24 protein-coding genes are annotated in these 19378 nt (G+C 65.7%); 12 read left to right on the top strand and 12 right to left on the bottom strand.

Annotation, left to right across the window (positions count from 1 at the left end; translation table 11 throughout):
• The first annotated feature begins 83 nt into the window (after window positions 1-83).
• The 4 genes from pgsA (at window position 84) to E7681_RS05965 (ending at window position 3111) form a co-directional block, all read left to right on the top strand.
• Complete coding sequence (gene pgsA / locus E7681_RS05980; RefSeq protein WP_136338353.1) at window positions 84-707, top strand: CDP-diacylglycerol--glycerol-3-phosphate 3-phosphatidyltransferase; 624 nt, start codon at window positions 84-86, stop codon at window positions 705-707.
• Entirely contained in the window at window positions 707-952 is a 246-nt protein-coding gene (moaD, locus tag E7681_RS05975) for a molybdopterin converting factor subunit 1 (RefSeq protein WP_136338352.1), read from the top strand. Before pgsA ends, moaD begins: the two co-directional genes overlap by 1 nt.
• A gap of 1 nt (window position 953) precedes the next feature.
• The gene (locus tag E7681_RS05970) at window positions 954-1397 is read left to right on the top strand and encodes a molybdenum cofactor biosynthesis protein MoaE (RefSeq protein ID WP_136338351.1); all 444 of its coding nucleotides are present in this window, start codon (window positions 954-956) and stop codon (window positions 1395-1397) included.
• 130 nt (window positions 1398-1527) lie between these two features.
• Complete coding sequence (locus E7681_RS05965) at window positions 1528-3111, top strand: acyl-CoA synthetase (protein ID WP_136338350.1); 1584 nt, start codon at window positions 1528-1530, stop codon at window positions 3109-3111.
• A 36-nt stretch (window positions 3112-3147) separates the two neighbouring features.
• Here the strand turns inward: E7681_RS05965 and E7681_RS05960 are convergent, their stop codons facing one another.
• The 3 genes from E7681_RS05960 to ubiA are packed head-to-tail and all read right to left on the bottom strand — an operon-like array spanning window position 3148 to window position 6433.
• Window positions 3148-3471, bottom strand: a complete 324-nt coding sequence (locus E7681_RS05960) for a hypothetical protein (RefSeq protein ID WP_136338349.1) — start codon at window positions 3469-3471, stop codon at window positions 3148-3150.
• Window positions 3464-5404 carry an OmpA family protein gene (locus E7681_RS05955; protein ID WP_136338348.1) on the bottom strand — a complete coding sequence of 647 codons (1941 nt, stop codon included), beginning with the start codon at window positions 5402-5404 and terminating at the stop codon, window positions 3464-3466. The genes E7681_RS05960 and E7681_RS05955 overlap by 8 nt, the downstream gene beginning before the upstream one ends.
• Window positions 5405-5461: 57 nt before the next feature.
• Window positions 5462-6433 (bottom strand): 4-hydroxybenzoate octaprenyltransferase, encoded by a 972-nt coding sequence (gene ubiA, locus E7681_RS05950; RefSeq protein WP_246032418.1) that lies wholly within the window; start codon window positions 6431-6433, stop codon window positions 5462-5464.
• Window positions 6434-6445: 12 nt separating this feature from the next.
• Here ubiA and E7681_RS05945 point away from each other — a divergent pair, with 12 nt between their 5' ends.
• From E7681_RS05945 to E7681_RS05930, 4 genes are all read left to right on the top strand, one after another.
• The gene (locus E7681_RS05945; RefSeq protein ID WP_136338346.1) at window positions 6446-7174 is read left to right on the top strand and encodes a 16S rRNA (uracil(1498)-N(3))-methyltransferase; all 729 of its coding nucleotides are present in this window, start codon (window positions 6446-6448) and stop codon (window positions 7172-7174) included.
• Window positions 7175-7177: 3 nt separating this feature from the next.
• Window positions 7178-7684, top strand: coding sequence for a hypothetical protein (locus E7681_RS05940; protein ID WP_136338345.1), 507 nt, complete (start codon window positions 7178-7180; stop codon window positions 7682-7684).
• Window positions 7685-7744: 60 nt separating this feature from the next.
• Window positions 7745-9115: a glutamate--cysteine ligase gene (locus E7681_RS05935; RefSeq protein ID WP_136338344.1), complete on the top strand. Its 1371-nt coding sequence runs from the start codon at window positions 7745-7747 to the stop codon at window positions 9113-9115.
• Window positions 9116-9192: 77 nt separating this feature from the next.
• Entirely contained in the window at window positions 9193-9615 is a 423-nt protein-coding gene (locus E7681_RS05930) for a GNAT family N-acetyltransferase (RefSeq protein ID WP_136338343.1), read from the top strand.
• 166 nt (window positions 9616-9781) lie between these two features.
• On the opposite strand, the gene E7681_RS05925 is transcribed toward E7681_RS05930, so the two are convergent.
• From E7681_RS05925 to E7681_RS05885, 9 genes are read right to left on the bottom strand one after another with little or no spacing between them, the layout of a single operon-like run.
• A complete protein-coding gene (locus tag E7681_RS05925) occupies window positions 9782-10360 on the bottom strand; it encodes a hypothetical protein (RefSeq protein WP_136338342.1) in 579 nt (192 codons plus the stop codon).
• The gene (gene plsY / locus E7681_RS05920) at window positions 10357-10962 is read right to left on the bottom strand and encodes a glycerol-3-phosphate 1-O-acyltransferase PlsY (protein WP_136338341.1); all 606 of its coding nucleotides are present in this window, start codon (window positions 10960-10962) and stop codon (window positions 10357-10359) included. The genes E7681_RS05925 and plsY overlap by 4 nt, the downstream gene beginning before the upstream one ends.
• Window positions 10962-12242, bottom strand: coding sequence for a dihydroorotase (gene pyrC, locus E7681_RS05915; protein ID WP_136338340.1), 1281 nt, complete (start codon window positions 12240-12242; stop codon window positions 10962-10964). Before pyrC ends, plsY begins: the two co-directional genes overlap by 1 nt.
• Window positions 12239-12718 (bottom strand): hypothetical protein, encoded by a 480-nt coding sequence (locus E7681_RS05910; RefSeq protein WP_136338339.1) that lies wholly within the window; start codon window positions 12716-12718, stop codon window positions 12239-12241. The genes pyrC and E7681_RS05910 overlap by 4 nt, the downstream gene beginning before the upstream one ends.
• The gene (locus E7681_RS05905; protein ID WP_136338338.1) at window positions 12715-13275 is read right to left on the bottom strand and encodes a hypothetical protein; all 561 of its coding nucleotides are present in this window, start codon (window positions 13273-13275) and stop codon (window positions 12715-12717) included. Before E7681_RS05905 ends, E7681_RS05910 begins: the two co-directional genes overlap by 4 nt.
• The gene (locus tag E7681_RS05900) at window positions 13272-13802 is read right to left on the bottom strand and encodes an aspartate carbamoyltransferase catalytic subunit (RefSeq protein ID WP_136338337.1); all 531 of its coding nucleotides are present in this window, start codon (window positions 13800-13802) and stop codon (window positions 13272-13274) included. The genes E7681_RS05905 and E7681_RS05900 overlap by 4 nt, the downstream gene beginning before the upstream one ends.
• Complete coding sequence (locus tag E7681_RS05895; protein ID WP_136338336.1) at window positions 13799-14239, bottom strand: hypothetical protein; 441 nt, start codon at window positions 14237-14239, stop codon at window positions 13799-13801. Before E7681_RS05895 ends, E7681_RS05900 begins: the two co-directional genes overlap by 4 nt.
• A gap of 2 nt (window positions 14240-14241) precedes the next feature.
• Window positions 14242-14790, bottom strand: coding sequence for a hypothetical protein (locus tag E7681_RS05890; protein ID WP_136338335.1), 549 nt, complete (start codon window positions 14788-14790; stop codon window positions 14242-14244).
• Entirely contained in the window at window positions 14787-15746 is a 960-nt protein-coding gene (locus E7681_RS05885) for an aspartate carbamoyltransferase catalytic subunit (protein WP_136338334.1), read from the bottom strand. The genes E7681_RS05890 and E7681_RS05885 overlap by 4 nt, the downstream gene beginning before the upstream one ends.
• 125 nt (window positions 15747-15871) lie before the next feature.
• Between E7681_RS05885 and E7681_RS05880 the strand changes: the two genes are divergently transcribed.
• From E7681_RS05880 to E7681_RS05865, 4 genes are all read left to right on the top strand, one after another.
• Complete coding sequence (locus E7681_RS05880; protein ID WP_136338333.1) at window positions 15872-16660, top strand: uracil-DNA glycosylase; 789 nt, start codon at window positions 15872-15874, stop codon at window positions 16658-16660.
• Window positions 16657-17274: a LysE family translocator gene (locus tag E7681_RS05875; RefSeq protein ID WP_136338332.1), complete on the top strand. Its 618-nt coding sequence runs from the start codon at window positions 16657-16659 to the stop codon at window positions 17272-17274. The genes E7681_RS05880 and E7681_RS05875 overlap by 4 nt, the downstream gene beginning before the upstream one ends.
• Window positions 17275-17276: 2 nt before the next feature.
• Window positions 17277-17819, top strand: a complete 543-nt coding sequence (moaB, locus tag E7681_RS05870) for a molybdenum cofactor biosynthesis protein B (RefSeq protein ID WP_136338331.1) — start codon at window positions 17277-17279, stop codon at window positions 17817-17819.
• 98 nt (window positions 17820-17917) lie between these two features.
• Window positions 17918-19375, top strand: coding sequence for an efflux RND transporter periplasmic adaptor subunit (locus tag E7681_RS05865; RefSeq protein ID WP_136338330.1), 1458 nt, complete (start codon window positions 17918-17920; stop codon window positions 19373-19375).
• Window positions 19376-19378 lie beyond the last annotated feature (3 nt).

Below are 19378 nucleotides of genomic sequence, written 5' to 3'. Positions count from 1 at the left end.
GGTGGTGATCCCGGGGTTGTATTGGCTAACAACAGCCTGAAACGGCGCTTTCCAGCGACGCGGGAACCGGATAGGAAAGCCTTATGAAATGGACGATCCCGAATATCCTGACGGTTGGCCGTCTGCTTGCCGCGCCCGGCGTTGCGGTGATGTTTTTGTATTTCACGCGCCCCTGGGCCGACTGGTTTGCGCTGGCGCTGTTCGTCGGGGCGGCGATTACCGATTGGTTCGACGGCTACCTGGCCCGCCTGTGGAAACAGGAAAGCAAGTTCGGCGCGATGCTTGACCCGATCGCCGACAAGGCGATGGTCGTGATCGCGCTGGTGGTGCTGACGGGCTATTCGGGGATGAATCCCTGGCTGATCCTGCCCGCCACCGTGATCCTGTTCCGCGAAGTGTTCGTCTCAGGCCTGCGGGAATTCCTGGGTGCTGACTCGGGCCGTCTGGCGGTGACCAAGCTGGCCAAGTGGAAGACCACCGCCCAGATGGTGGCGATTGCGACGCTGTTCCTGGGCACCGGGCTGGATTATCTGGAAAAGGGCCGCGCCCCGCGTGCTGGCGAAGGCGACATTCCGATGGGCGCCAGCCTTGCCGATCTTGCGACTCATGTCGGACTGGCGCTGATCTGGGTGGCCGCTATCCTGACTGCGATCACCGGCTGGGACTATTTCCGCAAGTCCCTGCCATATCTGAAGGACGAGCGCTGATGGATGTTCTCTATTTCGCATGGGTGCGGGAACGCATCGGAATTCCTCGCGAAAAGGTCGAAACCCAAGCCGCCACCGTGGCCGATCTGGTCGAGGAGCTGCGCGCCCGCGAACCCCGCTATGCCGCCGCGTTTGCCGATCTCTCTGCCCTGCGCGTCGCCTTGGATCAGGAGCTGACCGAGTTTGATGCCCCGCTGGCCGGTGTCCGCGAGGTGGCGTTCTTTCCGCCGATGACGGGGGGCTGAGATGGCCGTCCGCGTGCAGGAAGCGCCGTTTGATCTGGGCGCTGAAACCGAACGCTTCGCCGATGCGCAGGCCGATATGGGCGCGGTCGTCACCTTTACTGGCATCGTGCGTGATCTGCCCGGCGACAGCCTGGACCGCATGGTGATCGAGCATTACCCCGGCATGACCGAAAAGGCGTTGGAGAAGATCGAACTGGACGCCCGTGAGCGTTGGTCGCTGGGCGACGTGCTGATCATCCACCGCTTTGGACCGATGGCCGCGAACGAGCGGATCATGATGGTCGCCACCGCCTCTCGCCATCGCAAGGACGCGTTCGAGGCGGCCGAGTTCCTGATGGATTACCTCAAATCCCGCGCGCCCTTCTGGAAGAAGGAATTCACCGCGTCCGGCGCCGAATGGGTTGCCGCAAAGGACGCGGACGAAGAGGCGCTGACCCGCTGGTAATCGCTTCTCAGCGGCGAAAACTGCGCTAATCTTCCCACCGGAAGAGGCCCCACACAAGACGACCGCCGACGGTCCCGCCAGAATGGCGGGAAAGTTCGGCCATGTGGGCCGGAGCACGGAGGAGTACGCCATGAACCTGGAAACGCAGATCGACATCGCGCGGCAGCACACGATCGGGGATTTGCTGCGCCGCTCGGCGCAGAAGGCACCGGGCAAGACCGCCATTATCTGCGGCGATGTCAGCTGGACCTATACCGAGTTCGACGCCCTTGTGAACCGTCTGGCGCGGGGCCTGATCGTGCGCGGCGTGGGGCAGGGGGATCGCGTGGCGATGGTGTCGCGCAACAGCCATGCCTTTGCGGCGATGCGGTTCGCCATCGCGCGGGCCGGGGCAGTGCTGGTGCCCGTCAACTTCATGCTGAACCCCGAGGAAGTGGGCTATATCCTCGCCAGCTCGGGTGCCAAGGTGCTGTGCTATGGCCCGGAATTTGCTGACCTTTGTGCCAAGGCGCGCGACCACGGCACTGCGGTGGAATGGACTGTCGCCCTGCCGGGCGAGGCACTGCCCGCCGCCGAGGACTCGGACGTGCCGTTCGACGTGCTGCCCGATGCGGATGACAGCCCCGTCCTGCTGGGCCTGAAAGGCGCCAGCCTGGCGCAGATCGTCTATACCAGCGGCACCGAAAGCGCGCCGAAGGGCGCGATGCTGAGCCATGATGCGGTGATGTGGCAATACGTCAGCTGCATCGTGGACACCGAGATGACGCGCTCGGAATCCATGCTGCACGCCCTGCCGCTGTACCATTGCGCGCAGCTGGACGTGTTTTTAGGGCCGGCGGTCTATCTGGGGATGACCAGCGTCATCACCGGCCAGCCCAGCCCCGACGTGATCCTGCCGCTGCTGGAAAAGCACCGGATCTCGACCTTTTTCTGCCCGCCATCTGTGTGGATTTCGCTGCTGCGCTCGCCCCTGTTCGACAAGACCGACCTGTCGGCGCTGCGCAAAGGGTATTACGGCGCGTCGATCATGCCGGTCGAAGTGCTGAAAGAGCTGCAATCCCGCCTGCCGCAGGTACGTCTGTGGAACCTCTACGGCCAGACCGAGATCGCGCCCGTCGCCACCCTGCTGCCACCCGAGGAACAGCTTTCCAAGGCCGGATCGGCTGGGTTCCCTGCGCTGAACGTGGAAACGCGGGTGGTGGATGACGAGATGAACGACGTGGCCGTGGGCGAGGTCGGAGAGATCGTGCACCGCTCGCCCCACCTGATGAACGGCTATTACAACGACCCGGACAAGACCGCGTCGGCCTTTGCCGGGGGCTGGTTCCATTCCGGCGATCTGGCGACCGTGGATGCCGATGGCTACGTCACCGTCGTGGACCGCAAGAAGGACATGATCAACACCGGCGGCGAGAACGTCTCGAGCCGCGAGGTTGAGGAGACGATCTATCTGATGCCGCAGGTGTCCGAGGTCGCGGTGATCGGCCTGCCGCATGAACGCTGGATCGAACAGGTGACGGCCGTGATTGTACTGAAGGACGGACACGCGGCCGAGGCGGATCACATCATGGAGCATTGCCGCGAACACCTGGCCCATTTCAAGGTGCCCAAGCGGGTGGAGTTCATCGCGTCCCTGCCCAAGAACCCCAGCGGCAAGATCCTGAAACGCGACCTGCGGATCACCTTTGGCAGCACCGGCAGCGCGCTGGGATAAACGCAAAAAGCGCCCCTCGGGGCGCTTTTCCTACGCTCAGGCGTTGATCTTTTCGATATAGGCGCGCAGTTCCTCGGCCTCGTGCCGGGCTTCGCGCAGGCCGTCCATGGTGGCGGACAGTTCGGCCTCGGCCTGGGCCAGTTGGTTGGTCAGCTCGGCCTCGCGCTGCTGCAGGTAGGTGATCGCCTGATCGCGGGTTTCTTCGGCCTCGTGCAGCTCTTGCGCCATCTTCTCCAGCTCGCCCATGTCGGATTTCGACACGCGGGTGAAGCGGTGGATCAGCCAGTTGGCGAACCAGCCCATGCAGAAAGCGATGAACAGCACGATCGCGGTTGCGATAATGAATTCTGCCCTATTCATCGTTCGATCCTCCATCCTTGGCTGCGTCTGCCGGGTCCACGGGTTGGTCCGTTTCGGGCTGCAGTTCTTCTTCGGCGGTTTGTTCAGCGTTTTCAAGGGTGGTTTCGGGCTGAGCGGCCGGTTCGTTGCGAATCAAGTGAAACTCGATTCGGCGATTGGCGTCTCGGCCTTCCTCGGTGCCGTTGTCGGCGATGGGTTGTTCCTCGCCGTAGCCCTTGGCCACGAAAGAGCCCGTCAGCACCTTGCGGGCGCGCAATTCGTTCAGAACGGCCTGGGCGCGCTGCTGGCTGAGGGCCTGGTTCATCTCTTCGCGGCCCTGGCTGTCAGTGTGCCCGCCGATTTCCAGCTTCATCTCGCCACAGCTGCGCAGGATCTCGGCGATATCGTCAAGAATGGCGGCGGCCTCTGCGTCGGGCTTGTCCGAGCCGGGTTCGAAGTTGATCTTGCGGGTTTTCACGATCTCGCCAATGCCGGCCTCGCATTCCTCGGGCGTCGGGATCGAGGCAACAGGGTCCAGCGCCTCGACATATTCGACGCTCAGATCAAAGCGCGCTTTATCCCCCAGTTTCTGGGCGAACAGGCGGGCGATGTTGGCGCTGGTGGCGGTGTTGCCGGTCTTGCCGGACAGGATGATCAGGTCGGGCGTGACCGAGACATAGCCGTTCGACAGTTTCGACAACCCGTCCAGCGCGGTCAGGACGCGCAGGCTCCAGCTGGCGGGCAGGGTTTCGTCCAGTCGGGCGGCGTTGTGAATGGCGGCCGAGCCGAACCGCGCCTTGGCAAAGGTCTCGGCGGCGGTGCGGGTCAGTTCGTTGTTCAGGCGGCCACGCAGCTGGACCAGCCCTTCGGGTGACAGCGTTGCGGTGAATTCCGGAACCTCGGTCGCCGCGTCCTTTTTCTTGGGCTGGGGCAGGACCGAATGCAGGGCGAATACCGTCGGAAGATCGTTCTCCAACTCGCCCACGACGCGGTCGAACAGGCCCTGAACGGTGCCCTCGGCGGCGACAAGCGTGATGTCCGCGTCCGAGAAGGTGACAGAGCCATTGCCAAGCTGCGCCAGCGCGGCGACCGCTTTTTCCACGGCCTCAGCCCAGGTCGGCGAGGGGACGCCCAACCCGATCGTACAGGTCGTCTCGCCTTCGACTCCAGCAGCCTTGGCCGCGGCCAGAATGCGCGTGCGGGACTCTTCGTCCTCGGCCGAGCAGGCATCGAACCGCGCACCGTCGGCATCAATCAGGAACCGCAAGGTAAACGGCGTGATCACCGGGCGCGGCGCCGTGATTTCCATGACCAGTTTGACGTCACCGGGTACGGCGCGTTTCAGGTCGTTTTCCAGTTTGCGCTTGTCCTGATCGCTGTCGGACATGGCGCGGATTTCAACCTCGCCCGCGGCGACGGAGACCTTGCTGCGCGGCAGGGATTTCAGCGCCTTGAGCGCATAGCGCAGCGAATCCTCCCACGCGTCGGGCACTTGGTAATCGGCCGTTTCCAGCAGGTCGGTGACATTGCCATTCGCCGCCAGGCTGGACAGCTTGGCCAGCAGATCGCGGCGGTCGGTCGAGGCGGGGACCAGCCCGATCAGGGAAATACCGCTGTCATTGCGCAGAATCTCGACCGAGAAGCGCGGGGCGGTCAGTTGCGCCGTGGCTTTGACGGTCATGTTGTCGATGACGCGGGCGGCATCCACCACGGTGCCTGCACTGGTCAGCGCGGCAAAGCGCAACGCCTCGGAAGGGGCTGTGCCGGTCAAGAAAACTTGCAGGCCGTCTGCATGAACCTCGGCCCAGTGCAACTCGCGCCCGTCGAGGGCCCGGCGCACGCCCAGCTCGGAATTGTCCTGAATCACGTTGACCGCGAACCCGGCGGCGATCAGGCACAGCCCCGCCGCCACGCCGAAAGTGGCCGAGATGATGGCAATGGAGGAAAGTCGCATTGGGCCCCGTCAGATAGTCTGTGCGCTTTGTTTAGGGATATGCCCCCCTTTGCGCAATCACCCGAACATGGCACCGGCGAAAAACAGCAAAGGGATCAGCCCGGTATCCCGGTTGGCGCGAAACAGTCTGAGGCAGATCGCGCTGTCGTCGATGTCCAGAACACGCATTTGCCAGACCATGTGCGCCCCCATCGCCCAAGGGGCAAGCAGCGCGATCAGGATGGCAAAGGGGCGTTCGGTCTGGCCCGACATGGCCATCAGGATCGCCACCGCCATCAGCGCGACGGTGCCAATCAGGAACCGGCGCAGCCATTGCGGGGTGTCGTGGGCGAACAGGCGCGCGGTGGATTTCACGCCGATCAGGGCGTCATCCTCTTTGTCCTGGTGGGCATAGATCGTGTCGTAGAACAGCGTCCAGCTGATCCCGCCGATGTACAGCACCACGGCCGCCGGATGCAGGCTGCCGGTATGGGCGACCCAGGCCAGCAGCGCACCCCAGTTGAAGGCGATGCCCAGGAACACCTGCGGCCACCATGTAAACCGCTTGGCGAACGGGTAGACCGCCACGGGCAGGAGCGAGACCACGCCCATCAGGATCGCGCCAGTGTTGAAGGTCAGCAGAATCGCGAAGGAAATCAGCGCCTGCGCGATCATCCACGCCGCCGCCTGTTTCACGCTGACCTGACCCGACGGGATGGGGCGGGACTTGGTCCGCTCGACCGCACCGTCGAAATCGCGGTCGGTGATGTCATTCCAGGTGCAGCCCGCGCCTCGCATCAGCCACGCGCCTAGTCCGCAGGCGACAAAGATCCACAGGTCGAACCAGCGCGGCTGGCCATCATGCAGGATCGCCAGCGCCAGACCCCACCAGCAGGGCAGCAACAGCAGCCATGTGCCGATCGGCCGGTCAGCCCGCGACAGGCGCAGGTAGGGCCGGGTGGCCGCGGGTGCCAGATGATCGACCCAATTGCCTTTGACGGCATCCGAAACCTGGCCTGCGGGCTCTGGCATGTGAGCGTGTTCGGGCATAAGAATGGGTCCATGACTGCGAAAATCCGCCTCTATGTAGATCATCCTTTGGGGGATGGGCAAACGGTTCCCCTGGACCGTGACCAAGCGCATTACCTGTTCGGGGTGATGCGGCTGAGTGAGGGCGCGCCCGTCGCCCTGTTCAATGGCCGTGATGGCGAGTGGCTGGCCGAGGTTTCGGACGCTGGCAAGCGGGGCGGGGTGCTGTCTTGTGTGCGCCAGACCCGGCCTTTGCAGATGCCGCCCGACCTGTGGTTGCTGTTCGCGCCGATCAAGAAGGCGCGCACGGATTTCATCGTGGAAAAGGCCGCCGAGATGGGGGCCGCGCGGATTATGCCGGTGCAGACCGAGTTTACGAACTCGGAGCGGATCCGTCAGGACCGTCTGCAGGCCCATGCCGTTGAGGCGGCCGAGCAATGCGGCGGCACTTACGTCCCCGAAGTCACCGATTTGCAGCGGTTGGACCGGGTGTTGGCCGATTGGCCCGAGGGGCGTCAGCTGATGTTCTGCGACGAGGCCGAGGTGGGGCGCTCGTCCGTCCTGCCGGATGGCCTCTCAAAGGGCGCGTGGGCGATTCTGATCGGACCCGAGGGCGGGTTTTCCGAGGCTGAGCGTGCGCGTTTGCGGGCTTTGCCCTTTGCCCATGTGGTCAGCCTTGGACCGCGCATCCTGCGCGCGGACACGGCCGCTGTTGCCGCTATGACGGTCTGGCAGCAGGCCCTTGGCGACTGGACGGCCTAAGGGATGATCCGTTCCGGTGCCGCAGACACCCTGAAACGCTGGGCCGAGCCGCTGATCGCTGTTGCGATAACCGGTTTCGGGCTTTGGTGGGCGCTGACCGGCTTTGCGTTGATCCGTTGGCTGGGTGTTGCCGTCACCGTGCTGGGCGTGGCGCTGCTGGTTCTGGGCATCCGCCGCGCGCGGTTCTGGCGCGGGGGGCAGGGCGCTGGCCATGTCGAGGTGGACGAGGGTGCCATTGCCTATTTCGGCCCGCTGGGCGGTGGGGTGATCGGCGCGAATGCCCTGCACTCGTTGCGGCTGGTCACGCGGGATGGGGCCCGTTCGTGGGAACTCAGGGCGCCGGGGCAAGACCCGCTGCAGGTGCCGGTCGATGCCAACGGGGCCGAGGCATTGTTCGATGTCTTCGCAAATCTGCCGGGGATCGACATGCGCCGATTGCTGCGCGCGCTGGACGAAACCGGGCCTCAGGATGTCGTGATCTGGGTGCGAAACGACGCGCGGCTGCATTGACTTTGGGCGGATTAACACTCAATCCTGCCCAGACCTGAGGGACAAAGACCGGAGCGAGACATGTCAATTCCCCAATCCGGCGGCGGGCCGATCGAGCATATGGGCCAACTGGCCGAGTATCTGGAATCCGGCTGCAAGCCCAAGGACGCCTGGCGCATCGGCACCGAGCACGAGAAGTTCGGCTATTGCAAAGATACTTTGAAACCAATCCCTTACGAGGGTGATCGTTCGGTTTTGGCAGTCCTCGAAGGGCTGCGCGACGGCCACGGCTGGTCCCCGCTTGAGGAAGGCGGCAAGCTGATCGGCCTGACCAAGGACGGCGCCAATGTCAGCCTGGAACCCGGCGGTCAGCTGGAACTGTCCGGCGCCCCGCTGGAGACGATCCACCAGACCTGCGACGAGGTGAACCAACACCTGCGCGATGTGAAGGACATCGCCGACAAGGTGGGCGTACGCTTCATCGGTCTGGGCGCCGCGCCGGTCTGGAAACACGACGAAATGCCGATGATGCCCAAGGGGCGTTACCGGCTGATGAACGAATACATGGACCGCGTCGGCACGATGGGCAAATCCATGATGTACCGGACCTGTACGGTGCAGGTGAACCTCGATTTCGCCTCCGAGGCGGACATGGTCAAGAAACTGCGCGTGGCGCTGGCGCTGCAGCCGGTCGCGACCGCGCTGTTTGCCAACTCGCCCTTCTTCGAGGGGAAGCCGAACGGCCACCGTTCGTGGCGCTCGCGCATCTGGCGCGATCTGGATCCGGCGCGGACAGGGATGCTGCCCTTTGTCTTCGAAGACGGCATGGGCTTCCAACGTTACGTGGACTATGCCCTTGATGTGCCAATGTATTTTGTCTACCGCGACGGGAAATACATCAACGCTCTGGGCCAGTCTTTCCGCGATTTCATGAAGGGCGAACTGCCCGCGCTGCCGGGCGAAACGCCGACCCTGTCGGATTGGGCCGACCACCTGACCACCTGTTTCCCCGAGGCGCGGATCAAGAAATACATGGAGATGCGCGGCGCGGATGGCGGGCCGTGGCGGCGCATTTGCGCGCTGCCTGCCTTCTGGGTCGGGCTGATGTACGACCAGAACAGCCTGGATGCGGCCTGGGACATGGTGAAATACTGGGATGCCGAAACCCGCGAAGCCTGGCGCGTCGAGGCCAGCGTGCGCGGCCTTCACGCTATCGTCGGCGGCCGCCGGATGCTGGATCTGGCCGCAGAAGTGCTGGACATCTCGCGCAAGGGCCTGATCGCCCGTAAACGCTGTGGGCTGGGCGGCATGGTGCAGGACGAACGCCACTTCCTGCATGCGCTCGAGGACAGCATCGACACTGGCAAAACCCCGGCGGACGAGCTGCTGGAACACTACCACGGCGACTGGAACGGCGATCTGAACCGCCTCTACGCCGAGTACAGCTACTGATCGAAGGCACGAATTTCCTGTGGTTTGTGGGGTTTGTCCCGCAAACCACAGGAAACGCCCCGACCCGCTGAACACCCATGCCGCAGCCGCAGATTCTGCCTTTCACTGATGACCATATCGCGCCAGCGCGCGCGCTGTGGCAAACCCTGCCGGGCGTCGGGCTGAGTGCTGCAGATAAGCCCGCAGCCCTCGCCACATTCCTGCGCCGCAATCCCGGCCTCAGCCGGGTCGCGGTCATGGACGACCGCCTGATCGGCACTATCCTGATCGGCCACGACGGGCGGCGCGGTTTGATCCATCACCTCGCCGTCAGCCGGGCCCACCGCAGACAAGGCCTTGCCCGCCGCTTGCTGGACGCTGGACTGGCCGGACTGCACGCCGAAGGCATCGGGCGCGCGCACCTGTTCGTCTTCGCTGACAACGCTGAAGCACTGGCGTTCTGGCGCGCGACCGGCGCGCTTTACCGGGACGATCTGGAGATGTTCTCGATCCCCCTTTGACCGAGGCGTAAGTCCCACGGTCGGATTTGAGTATTTGGATCAGAAAGAAACCAGGAAGTGCCGTCCTTGACCGCCCGCGCGCGGGTGAAAGAGGGGCGCTTCTATTGGCTTCTTTCTGACGAAAATACTCATCACTCAGGTCAGGCCACGCGCGCGGCGTTGGTGGTTACTGCAGCGTCGTTGCCGCGCGGATATGGGAGCCAGCCTTCAGCGCTTGGGTCAGGGGTGCCGAAAAGCCGACGGTGCCAGCGGGTTTGTCGCCGTGGCTCATCGAGATTGGTCCGTGCAGGGCAAGGGGGGCGAGCAGGGTGCAGGCCATGGCGGTCATGCTGTCTTGCTCGGCGTGACTGGCGAAGCCGGGGGAGGTCGGGATGTCGTGCAGGCGGATGTCTCGTTCGACGTATTCCGCCCATTTGAAGGGCCGGCAGATATCGGTGAGCACGAGGTCCAGGTCGGGGTAGTCCGCGCGCAGGCGGTCCAGCCTGTCATCGTGCATCTGCGATTCCGGGGGCGGGCAGGAGAACGGGATGACCGTGCCGTAATGGTGCAGCAGGTAGACCGTGTCCGACTGGAACCAGGTGGGTACCAGCGTGAGTTTGATCGCGGGGTTCGTGGTGCGGATTGTCGGGGCGATGTAGGGCGCGCCCGCGTGGACGTACTCCATCCAGAAGGTCAGCCCGTCGCCGGTTTGGTAGGTGTGTTTGTCCGGCGGCGGGGTGCGTTTTCGGGGAACCTCTGGGATCATTTCTTGCCGATTTTCGGCTCGGTCCCTTTGCGGATGCGGGCGATGTTGGCGCGGTGGGTCCAGAAGATCAGGATGGTCAGCGCGCCGCCGAGGGCGACCATCTCTCCGTGGCCGAGCAGGATCATCCAGACGGTCGAGGCGGCGGCGGCCGTCAGTGCCGCGAAGGAGGAGATGCGGACCGCGAAGGCCGTTGCCAGCCAGGTCGCGCAGGCGGCCAGACCCACGGGGAAGCTGAGGCCCAGCAGCAGGCCGAGGAAGGTGGCGACGCCCTTGCCGCCCTTGAACTTCAGCCAGACCGGGAAGCAGTGGCCCAGGAAGGCCAGGCCACCGGCCAGTTGCGCGGCGTCCTCGGCCGCGAAGGCGCGGGCCAGCAGCACGGCTGCCGCCCCTTTGCCGCCGTCCAGCACCAACGTCAGGAAGGCGGCGAGTTTGTTTCCGGTGCGCAGCACGTTGGTCGCGCCGATATTGCCCGATCCGATCTGGCGCAGGTTGCCCAGACCCATGACCTTGGCGATGACCATGCCGAAGGGGACAGAGCCCAGCAGGTAGCCGATGACGGCCCAGAGGATCAGCAGCGTTTGCGGGGTGGTAATCTCGGGCATCAGATATCTCCGAAGACTTGGGTGCCGGCGACGAAGGTTGCCAAGACCTTGCCTTGCATCCGCGCGCCGTCAAAGGGGGTGTTCTTGGATTTCGAGCGCAGCTTGGCGCGGTCCATCACGAAGGGGGCGTCGGCGTCGAACAGGACCAGATCGGCGGGGGCGCCGATGTCCAGCGTGCCGCCGGGCAGGTTCAGGCGTTTCGCGGGGTTCAGCGACATGGCGCGGAACAGTTGCGGCAGGGTCAGGTCGCCGGAGTGATAGAGGCGCATCGCGGCGGGCAGGAAGGTTTCCAGACCGACGGCGCCCGAGGCGGCCTCTTCGAAGGGCAGGCGTTTGGATTCCTCGTCCTGCGGGGTGTGCATCGAGCAGACGATGTCGATCAGCCCGTGGCGCAGCGCGTCGACCAGTGCCAGGCGATCATCCTCGGAGCGCAGGGGCGGGGTCAGCTTGAAGAAGGTGCGGTAGTCGGCGACGTCCAGCTCGTTCAGGGTCAGGTGGTGGATCGAGGTGCCGGCGGTGATGTCCAGCCCGTTGCGCTTGGCGCGTTCCAGCGCGGGCAGGGCGCGGGCGGTGGTGATCTGGTCGGCGTGGTATTTCGCGCCGGTCATTTCCAGCATTGCGATGTCGCGGTCCAGGCCCATACGCTCGGCCATCGGCGAGACGGCGGGCAGGCCACGCAGCGAGGCGAACTTGCCCGAGGTGGCGGCGGCGCCTTGGGACAGGATCGGTTCCTGCGGGTGGGCGATGACCAGCGCGCCCAGCGATTTGGCATAGGTCAGCGCGCGGCTGAACACCTTGGTGTTCTGGACCACGCGGGTGCAATCGGTAAAGGCGACGGCCCCGGCATCCAGCAGGAAACCGATCTCGGTCATCTCGCGGCCTTCGCGGCCCTTGGTCAGCGCGGCCATCGGGATGACATTCACCGGCGCGGCCTCTTTCGCGCGGCGGGTGACGAATTCCAGCGTTTCGGGGCTGTCGATGGCGGGCGAGGTGTCGGGGCGGGTGACGATGGTGGTCACGCCCCCGGCGGCCGCAGCCAGACCGGCCGAGCGGAAGGATTCCTTGTGCCGTTCGCCCGGTTCGCAGACCTTGACGCCAATATCCACGATGCCGGGGGCCAGGTGCTTGCCGCGCCCGTCGATCACGCGGACCCCTTCGGGCAGGGCGATTTCCGCGCCGATGGCGGCGATCTTGCCGTTCTCCAGCAGGATCGAGCCATGCTCGACCGAGCTGGCGACGGGGTCGATCAGGTGGACGTTGCGGATCAGCGTGGCGGTCATGTGCGGTTCCCCCCGGAGGTGGTTTTCAGGGCAGTTTTCAGGGCCGCGTCCAGCGCGGGCAGTTCGGTGGCGGCGACGGGCCAGGTCAGGCTCCAGCTGCGCATGACGCCGGTCTGGCTGTTCAGGCGCAACACGCCCGGCAGGTTCAGCGCGCGGCGGATCGGGCCACGGGTCAGGGTGTAGTTGACCTCGGTCCCGAACGGAAGCGATTGTTCGATGCCGCCCTGATGGCGGATGGCGCCGGTGGGGGTGATCTCGAACCGGATGCGGTGGCGGTCCAGCCACAGGGTGATGACCAGCGGCAGCAGGATGAAGGCCGGCGCGGCCAAGGCCCCGGCCAGCGGCATGTCGTAGCGGATCGCCAGCAGGTAGCCCAGACCCAGCCCGAACAGGGCGGGGACGGGGCCCTTGGCGGTCAGGCCATAGATCGGGTGCTGGGTCTGCACCTGGTTCAGGGTCTGGGACCACAGGGTCATTCGGGTACCCCCTTGTATGTGCCGCTCTGGATGTCGCGGATCAGGTGATAGACCTGCTGGCCGTCGCGCAGGCGTTCAAAGCCGTGGCGTTGCAGCACGATCGGGTGACGGAACCGCGCGCGGGGGCTGCGGATGTCGTCCTTGAGCGGCAGCACCGAGGTGGCGAAGTTTACGTTGTAGAGCGGCCCACCTTCGAGCGTCACGCGGTTGTCGGCGTCCAGCGTGAACGAGCGCAGGCGCTTGCCCTGGAACGGCGCGTCGGTGGCGACATAGGCGCGTTTGTTGGACAGGGAGTAGAAGGTGCGCCGCCACACCATCGGCCGCCAGATCAGCGCGCCGCCAAAGGCCGCCGCGCCGATGGCCAGGTAGATCAGGCCGAAGGGCCATGCCTCGGACGCATAGGCCATCCATCCGGCCCCGGCGCCCAGCCAGAACAGCAGCATCAGCCCGACCGAGGGGCTGTCGGGGATGCCGAACCGCACATGCGGGTCGGGTTGGCCCTGCCAGAGGATCGCCTCGTCCTCGTCAAGGATATCGTCCCAGCTGCGGGGGTTCATGTCTGGGCCTGTTCGCGGTCGTGGCGCTGGATGTCGCGCATCAGGCGGTAGACATGGGGGCCGTCGGCAATGCGGTGGAACCCGATGCGGCGGGTGCGTTGGCGGCCCTTGTGGGTGTAGGTCTGGGTGGCGAAATGGATGGTGGCCAGCGCGCCCTCGTCCATCGACAGAGAGGTGGCGGCGTTGATCGCATAGGAGCGCAGGCGCTTGCCGACGATAGGGTAGTCGGTGGCGATGAAGGCGCGCTTGTTGGACAGCGAATACCAGGTGCGGCTGTTCTGCCAGGGGCGTCTGAGGAAGCCGCCGAACGCCATTGCCACACCAACCGAGAAATGGATCAGGCCGAACATCCAGAAGAACCCGCCGCCCTGCGCGGCCATGACCATCCAGAAAAACGCGAAGCCGGCGAAGGCGGTGCCGAAGATCGCCGTCACCACGGTTTCGGCCGAGACCACCAGCGAGGCGTCGGGGCGGCCCTGCCAGAGGATTTCTTCGTCGGGGTCGAGGATGTCGTCCCAGCCACTCATGAGCGGCCCCCGGCGCGGGCGCGCTGGATGGCGTCGCGGGTGGCGGTCTTGTCGGCAAGGTATTTCAACAGGTGCTTGTCGCCCGACAGGGTCACGATCTGGAGGGCGGAGCCGAGCGACTTGATCTCTTTGATTTCGCCCAGCCGGACGGTACGGCCCTGCGGACCCATCACGCGGGCGGTGGTCAGATCCCAGCGCACTTTCAGCTCGTCCGAGGCGACGTAGAAGGCGCGCACGGCAATCGCAGCCAGCCCACCGACGGCCCCGGTCCAGACATGCGGATTGCCCATGAAGAACAGGATCGCCATGCCCACGGCCATCGCAATGGCAGCCATCCAGGCGTGATCGCGCCAATAGGTGGCGCGGTCGGGATGGATCTGCGTCAGAAGCTCTTCGCCGTCCTGAAGCTCGTAATTGGGGGTGAGAGAGCCGTACATGGTCAGCCTCCGTGCGGGGAGATCAAGTAGATGAGGGTGCCGAGCGCGATCCCGGCCAGCGGTAACGCCCAGCCCAGCCAGCGCGGAAAACGGGGTTTTCCGGGCGCGCCCACGTCGCCGGTGGTGCCTTGCGCGGCGTCGCTGCGAATCGGGGCGAGGTCCAGCTCGGGGCGGGGTTCGGACCAGGTGCCCAGCCAGATCAGCGGATGCGACAGGCGCAGGGTCTGGGCCTTGCCGCGAAACGCCCCCGAGGAGATCAGCGCCACATGTCCGCGGATGTTGCCAAGGAACTGGCGGTCGTCGCGCAGGTCGTCCGGGTCGATGTTGTAGCCCTCGGTCAGGTAGCCGGGCAGGCCCATGTCATCGAGGTTGGAGACCGGGAAAATCTCGACATAGGACGGGTTCAGATCGTAGAGCCCGAGGGCGGAAATCAGCGGCCAGCCTTCGCGTTCGAAGTCGGCGAAATCCTCGATATCCTCGGGGGGGAGGTCCACGGCAAAGAGCCGGACGACGCCGGTTTCGCCTGCTGGAACCTCGATCCGGTCGCTCACGCCATGACCCCTTGCTTGGCGCGGCGGGCCTCGCGCAGGTTGCGGGCCAAGAGGTCCATCGCGGCCATGCGGACGGCGACGCCCATTTCCACCTGTTCCTGAATGACCGAGCGGTTGATGTCATCCGCGATCTCGCCGTCGATTTCGACACCGCGGTTCATCGGGCCGGGGTGCATGACGATGGCGTCGGGCTTGGCGTAGCTGAGTTTCTCGGCGTCCAGACCGTAGCGGTGGTAATACTCACGCTCGGACGGGATGAAGCCGCCGTCCATGCGTTCCTTTTGCAGGCGGAGCATCATGACGACGTCAACGTCCTGCAATCCCTCGCGCATGTCGTGGTAGACCTCGACCCCGAAGGCGTCGATCTGGGCGGGCATCAGGGTGGGCGGGCCGACCAGGCGGACACGGTTTTCCATCTTGCCCAGCAGGATCAGGTTGGACCGCGCCACGCGGCTGTGGGCGATGTCGCCGCAGATGGCGATGTTCAGGCGGTGCAACCGGCCCTTGGCGCGGCGGATGGTCAGCGCGTCCAGCAGGGCCTGGGTGGGGTGTTCGTGCTTGCCGTCACCGGCGTTCAGCACGGCGCAGTTCACCTTTTGCGCCAGCAGGTCCACGGCCCCGGAATGCGGGTGGCGCACGACCAGCAGATCGGGGTGCATGGCGTTCAGGGTCAGGGCGGTGTCGATCAGGGTCTCGCCCTTCTTGATCGAGGAGGCCTGCATCGACATGTTCATCACGTCCGCGCCAAGGCGTTTGCCGGCCAGCTCGAAACTGGCTTGGGTGCGGGTCGAGTTCTCGAAGAACATGTTGATCTGGGTGAGGCCCTTCAGCGCCTCGGCGTGTTTCACGTCGCGGCGGTTCAGGTCGACATATTGGTCGGCCAGGTCCAGCACGGTGGTGATTTCGGTCGGGTGGAGGGGCTCTATCCCCAGAAGATGCTTTTGCGTGAACGTCATCGCCGCCTCCTGCGTTGCCTGTGGTGCTTATATGGGCGGGTGGGGGCAGGGGCAAGATTGACGGGCGTCGCGGGGGCTGGATTTGCCGCCTTTCCGCGCGCGGCGGGGCGGGGTAGCTTGGGCGCATGGAATCGGCACTGGACTATCATACGGCGCTGCGCCTGCTGGAATGGCAGATCGAGATGGGGGCGGACGAGGCGATCTGCGACTCCCCTATCGACCGCTATGCCCTGGCGGCCGAGGTCAAGGCCGCCCCTGCGCCCGTGCGCGGGGCGGTGGTGGCACCCGTTCCGAAGGCACCCAAGATCGACCCGGTGGCCGAGGCCCGCAAGATGGCCGCTTCGGCGGGCGATCTGGCGGGTTTGCGCGCGGCAATGGCGGCGTTCGAGCATTGCGAGCTGAAGCGCGGCGCGCGCAACCTGGTGTTCAGCGATGGCACGCCCGGCGCGCGGGTCATGCTGATCGGCGAAGCGCCGGGCCGGGACGAGGACCGCGAAGGACGCCCGTTTGTGGGCCGTGCGGGGCAGTTGCTGGACCGGATGCTGGGGGCGATCGGGCTGGACAGACGCTCGGACGATCCGGGGCGGGCGGTCTATATCACCAACGTGCTGCCGTGGCGGCCCCCGCAGAACCGCGACCCCAACCCCGAGGAAATCGCCATGCTGCTGCCGTTCCTGAAACGGCATGTCGAGCTGGCCAAGCCTGACGTGGTGGTGCTGATGGGCAATATCAGCTGTCAGGCCGGGCTGGGCGACCGGGGCATCACGCGGTTGCGCGGGCAATGGGCCAAGGCGTTCGGCGCCCCGGCGCTGCCGATGTTCCACCCGGCTTACCTGCTGCGCCAACCGCATCAGAAACGCGAAACCTGGGCGGATCTGCTGAGCCTGAAGGCCCGGCTGGAGGATAAAGAATGATCGACTGGATGGTGCTGCTGGCCTTTGTGCCGGCGGGGCTGGCGTTGAACCTGACGCCGGGGGCGGACATGATGTTCTGCCTTGGGCAGGGGTTGCGATCAGGGCCGTGGCCGGCGGTGTCGGCCAGTGCGGGGATCTCGGTCGGGGCGTTCGTGCATGCCTTTGCGGCCGGTCTGGGGCTGAGCGCGCTTGTCGCCGCCTTTCCGCTGGCCTTTGACGTGATCCGCTGGATCGGCGTGGGCTATCTGCTGTGGCTGGCCTGGCAATCGCTGAAGGCGGGGCCGGTGGGCGGCAAGGTCAAGGGCGTCTCGGTCGCCAAGGCGTTCCGGCAGGGGCTGATGGTGAACCTGACCAACCCCAAGGTGATCCTGTTCGTGCTGGCCTTCGTGCCGCAATTCGTGGACCCCGCGCGCCCCGTGCTGCCGCAATTCCTGATCTACGGCGCGGTGCTGGCGCTGGGCGGGTTCGTCATCAACGGGCTGGTCGGCGTGTTTGCGGGCGGCATCGGCAAGCGTCTGGCGCAGGATGCCGGTTTTGCCACATGGCTGGGCCGGATCAGCGCGGGCATATTCGTGGCACTGGCCGCGCGTTTGGCGCTGATGCAAAGGGGATAGACATGAGCCGCATCGACGAAAGCAAAGAGTTCATCCCGGTTCGCATCGCGGTTCTGACGGTCTCGGACACGCGCGGCTTGGCCGAGGATCGCTCGGGTCAGACGCTGGTGGACCGGATCGAGGGGGCGGGGCACATCCTGGCCGACCGCAAGATCATCCGAGACGAGCGGGCCGAGATCGCCGATCAGCTGCGCGCCTGGATCGCCAATCCCGAGGTGGACGTGGTGATCTCGACGGGCGGCACCGGGCTGACCGGGCGCGACGTGACCGTCGAGGCGCATCGCGATGTCTATGAGAAAGAGATCGACGCATTTGGCACGGTGTTCACCATCGTCTCGATGCAGAAGATCGGCACCAGCGCGGTGCAAAGCCGTGCCACGGGTGGCGTGGCGGGCGGCACGTATCTGTTCGCCTTGCCCGGCAGCACGGGGGCGTGCAAGGACGCATGGGACGAAATCCTGCGCTGGCAGCTGGATTACCGGCACCTGCCGTGCAACTTCGTCGAGATTTTCCCGCGGCTTGAGGAACACAAGCGACGGAAATGACGGGCTGATCCGTTTCACTCTGACGTCTTGGCAAACGCCGTTTCCCCGCTACTGTTAGTGATCGGGCGACTTGGCCCGAGCAAGAGGACGAACGAGCGATGCGATTTCTGCGCCGAAGCCTGACCGGGCTGTTCCTGCTGGCCGTGACGGTCGGGCTGCTGGTCTATGCCGGGGCCATGGTGCGCGACGCGATCGAAGCGCGCCTGTCGCGCGAGGCGCGGGCGCCGCAGGGGCGGGAACGGATTTTCGCGGTCAACGTGATGACGGCGCAGCCGGGGACGGTGACGCCGGTGCTGAGCGCATTCGGCGAGGTGCAAAGCCGCCGGACGCTGGACCTGCGCGCGGCTCTGCGTGGTACGATCGTGGAATTGGCCGACGGGTTCGAAGAGGGCGGTCAGGTGCGCGCGGGTGATGTGCTGGTGCGGATCGACCCGTCCGATGCGCAGGCCGCGCTGGATCGTGCGCAAGCCGATCAGATGGATGCCGAACTGGAAAGCCGCGACGCCGCCCGCACGCTGGAGCTGGCCCGCGACGAGCTGGCCGCGACCGAGGAACAGGCGGGTCTGCGCGAGAAGGCGTTCAAGCGGGCGCAGGATCTGGCCGCGCGCGGGGTGGCGACGGATGCAACCGTGGAAACCGCCGAGCTGGCAGCGGCGGCTGCCAGGCAGGCCGTGGTCTCGCGCCGGCAGGCATTGGCGCAGGCCGAGGCGCGGGTGGATCAGGCCGCCACGCGGCTGAACCGGGCGGGCATCGCGCTGGCCGAGGCCGAGCGGGTGCTGGCCGACACGGTGATCCGGGCGGAGTTTGATGGCACCTTGAGCGGCGTGAAGGCGGTCGCGGGCGGGCTGGTCTCGCAGAACGAGGTGCTGGCGCAGCTGGTGGACGGGCAGGCGCTGGAAGTGGCGTTCCGCATCTCGACCCCTCAATACGCGCGGCTGCTGGACGGGGCGGGGCAGTTGGCCAAGGCCCCGGTCGATGTCACGCTGAACCTGTATGGGGAAAACCTGACGGCCAAGGGCCGCATCGACCGCGACAGTGCGGCGGTGGGCGAGGGGCAGACGGGCCGTCTGATCTTTGCCCGGCTGGAGGCCCCGCGCGGGCTGAAGCCGGGGGATTTCGTCAGCGTCGCGGTCGAAGAACCGCCGCTGGATTACGTGGTCAGCCTGCCCGCGACGGCGCTGGATTCCGCCTCTCGCGTGCTGCTGTTGGGGGCCGAGGACCGGCTGGAGGCGTTGGAGGTGCGCGTGGTGCGCCGGGTGGGCGACAACGTGCTGGTGCGCAACCCCGATCTGGCCGGGCGCGAGGTGGTGCTGCAACGCACCCCGCTGCTGGGGGCCGGGATCAAGGTGCGCCCGCTGCGCAATGCGGCCGACGCTGCCCCGCAGGCGCCGCAGATGCTGGAGCTGTCGCAGGAACGCCGCGCGAAACTGGTGGCCTTTGTCGAGGCGAACAAGATGATGCCCTCGGACGTGCGGACGCGGATATTGGCGCGGCTGCAAGAGGACAAGGTGCCCGCCGAGATGGTCGAGCGGCTCGAAGCGCGGATGGGGGGCTAAGCG

The organism is Thalassobius vesicularis (genome assembly GCF_004799325.1).
Classification (GTDB): domain Bacteria; phylum Pseudomonadota; class Alphaproteobacteria; order Rhodobacterales; family Rhodobacteraceae; genus Thalassobius; species Thalassobius vesicularis.
This window is presented reverse-complemented; position numbering and strand designations above follow the sequence as displayed.

What these genes read in the sequence shown, in the direction of transcription:
- pgsA (WP_136338353.1), top strand. Translation starts at nt 84, where the DNA reads ATGAAATGGACGATCCCGAATATCCTGACGGTTGGCCGTCTGCTTGCC.
- moaD (WP_136338352.1), top strand. Translation starts at nt 707, where the DNA reads ATGGATGTTCTCTATTTCGCATGGGTGCGGGAACGCATCGGAATTCCT.
- E7681_RS05970 (WP_136338351.1), top strand. Translation starts at nt 954, where the DNA reads ATGGCCGTCCGCGTGCAGGAAGCGCCGTTTGATCTGGGCGCTGAAACC.
- E7681_RS05965 (WP_136338350.1), top strand. Translation starts at nt 1,528, where the DNA reads ATGAACCTGGAAACGCAGATCGACATCGCGCGGCAGCACACGATCGGG.
- E7681_RS05960 (WP_136338349.1), bottom strand. Translation starts at nt 3,471, where the DNA reads ATGAATAGGGCAGAATTCATTATCGCAACCGCGATCGTGCTGTTCATC.
- E7681_RS05955 (WP_136338348.1), bottom strand. Translation starts at nt 5,404, where the DNA reads ATGCGACTTTCCTCCATTGCCATCATCTCGGCCACTTTCGGCGTGGCG.
- ubiA (WP_246032418.1), bottom strand. Translation starts at nt 6,433, where the DNA reads ATGCCCGAACACGCTCACATGCCAGAGCCCGCAGGCCAGGTTTCGGAT.
- E7681_RS05945 (WP_136338346.1), top strand. Translation starts at nt 6,446, where the DNA reads ATGACTGCGAAAATCCGCCTCTATGTAGATCATCCTTTGGGGGATGGG.
- E7681_RS05940 (WP_136338345.1), top strand. Translation starts at nt 7,178, where the DNA reads ATGATCCGTTCCGGTGCCGCAGACACCCTGAAACGCTGGGCCGAGCCG.
- E7681_RS05935 (WP_136338344.1), top strand. Translation starts at nt 7,745, where the DNA reads ATGTCAATTCCCCAATCCGGCGGCGGGCCGATCGAGCATATGGGCCAA.
- E7681_RS05930 (WP_136338343.1), top strand. Translation starts at nt 9,193, where the DNA reads ATGCCGCAGCCGCAGATTCTGCCTTTCACTGATGACCATATCGCGCCA.
- E7681_RS05925 (WP_136338342.1), bottom strand. Translation starts at nt 10,360, where the DNA reads ATGATCCCAGAGGTTCCCCGAAAACGCACCCCGCCGCCGGACAAACAC.
- plsY (WP_136338341.1), bottom strand. Translation starts at nt 10,962, where the DNA reads ATGCCCGAGATTACCACCCCGCAAACGCTGCTGATCCTCTGGGCCGTC.
- pyrC (WP_136338340.1), bottom strand. Translation starts at nt 12,242, where the DNA reads ATGACCGCCACGCTGATCCGCAACGTCCACCTGATCGACCCCGTCGCC.
- E7681_RS05910 (WP_136338339.1), bottom strand. Translation starts at nt 12,718, where the DNA reads ATGACCCTGTGGTCCCAGACCCTGAACCAGGTGCAGACCCAGCACCCG.
- E7681_RS05905 (WP_136338338.1), bottom strand. Translation starts at nt 13,275, where the DNA reads ATGAACCCCCGCAGCTGGGACGATATCCTTGACGAGGACGAGGCGATC.
- E7681_RS05900 (WP_136338337.1), bottom strand. Translation starts at nt 13,802, where the DNA reads ATGAGTGGCTGGGACGACATCCTCGACCCCGACGAAGAAATCCTCTGG.
- E7681_RS05895 (WP_136338336.1), bottom strand. Translation starts at nt 14,239, where the DNA reads ATGTACGGCTCTCTCACCCCCAATTACGAGCTTCAGGACGGCGAAGAG.
- E7681_RS05885 (WP_136338334.1), bottom strand. Translation starts at nt 15,746, where the DNA reads ATGACGTTCACGCAAAAGCATCTTCTGGGGATAGAGCCCCTCCACCCG.
- E7681_RS05880 (WP_136338333.1), top strand. Translation starts at nt 15,872, where the DNA reads ATGGAATCGGCACTGGACTATCATACGGCGCTGCGCCTGCTGGAATGG.
- E7681_RS05875 (WP_136338332.1), top strand. Translation starts at nt 16,657, where the DNA reads ATGATCGACTGGATGGTGCTGCTGGCCTTTGTGCCGGCGGGGCTGGCG.
- moaB (WP_136338331.1), top strand. Translation starts at nt 17,277, where the DNA reads ATGAGCCGCATCGACGAAAGCAAAGAGTTCATCCCGGTTCGCATCGCG.
- E7681_RS05865 (WP_136338330.1), top strand. Translation starts at nt 17,918, where the DNA reads ATGCGATTTCTGCGCCGAAGCCTGACCGGGCTGTTCCTGCTGGCCGTG.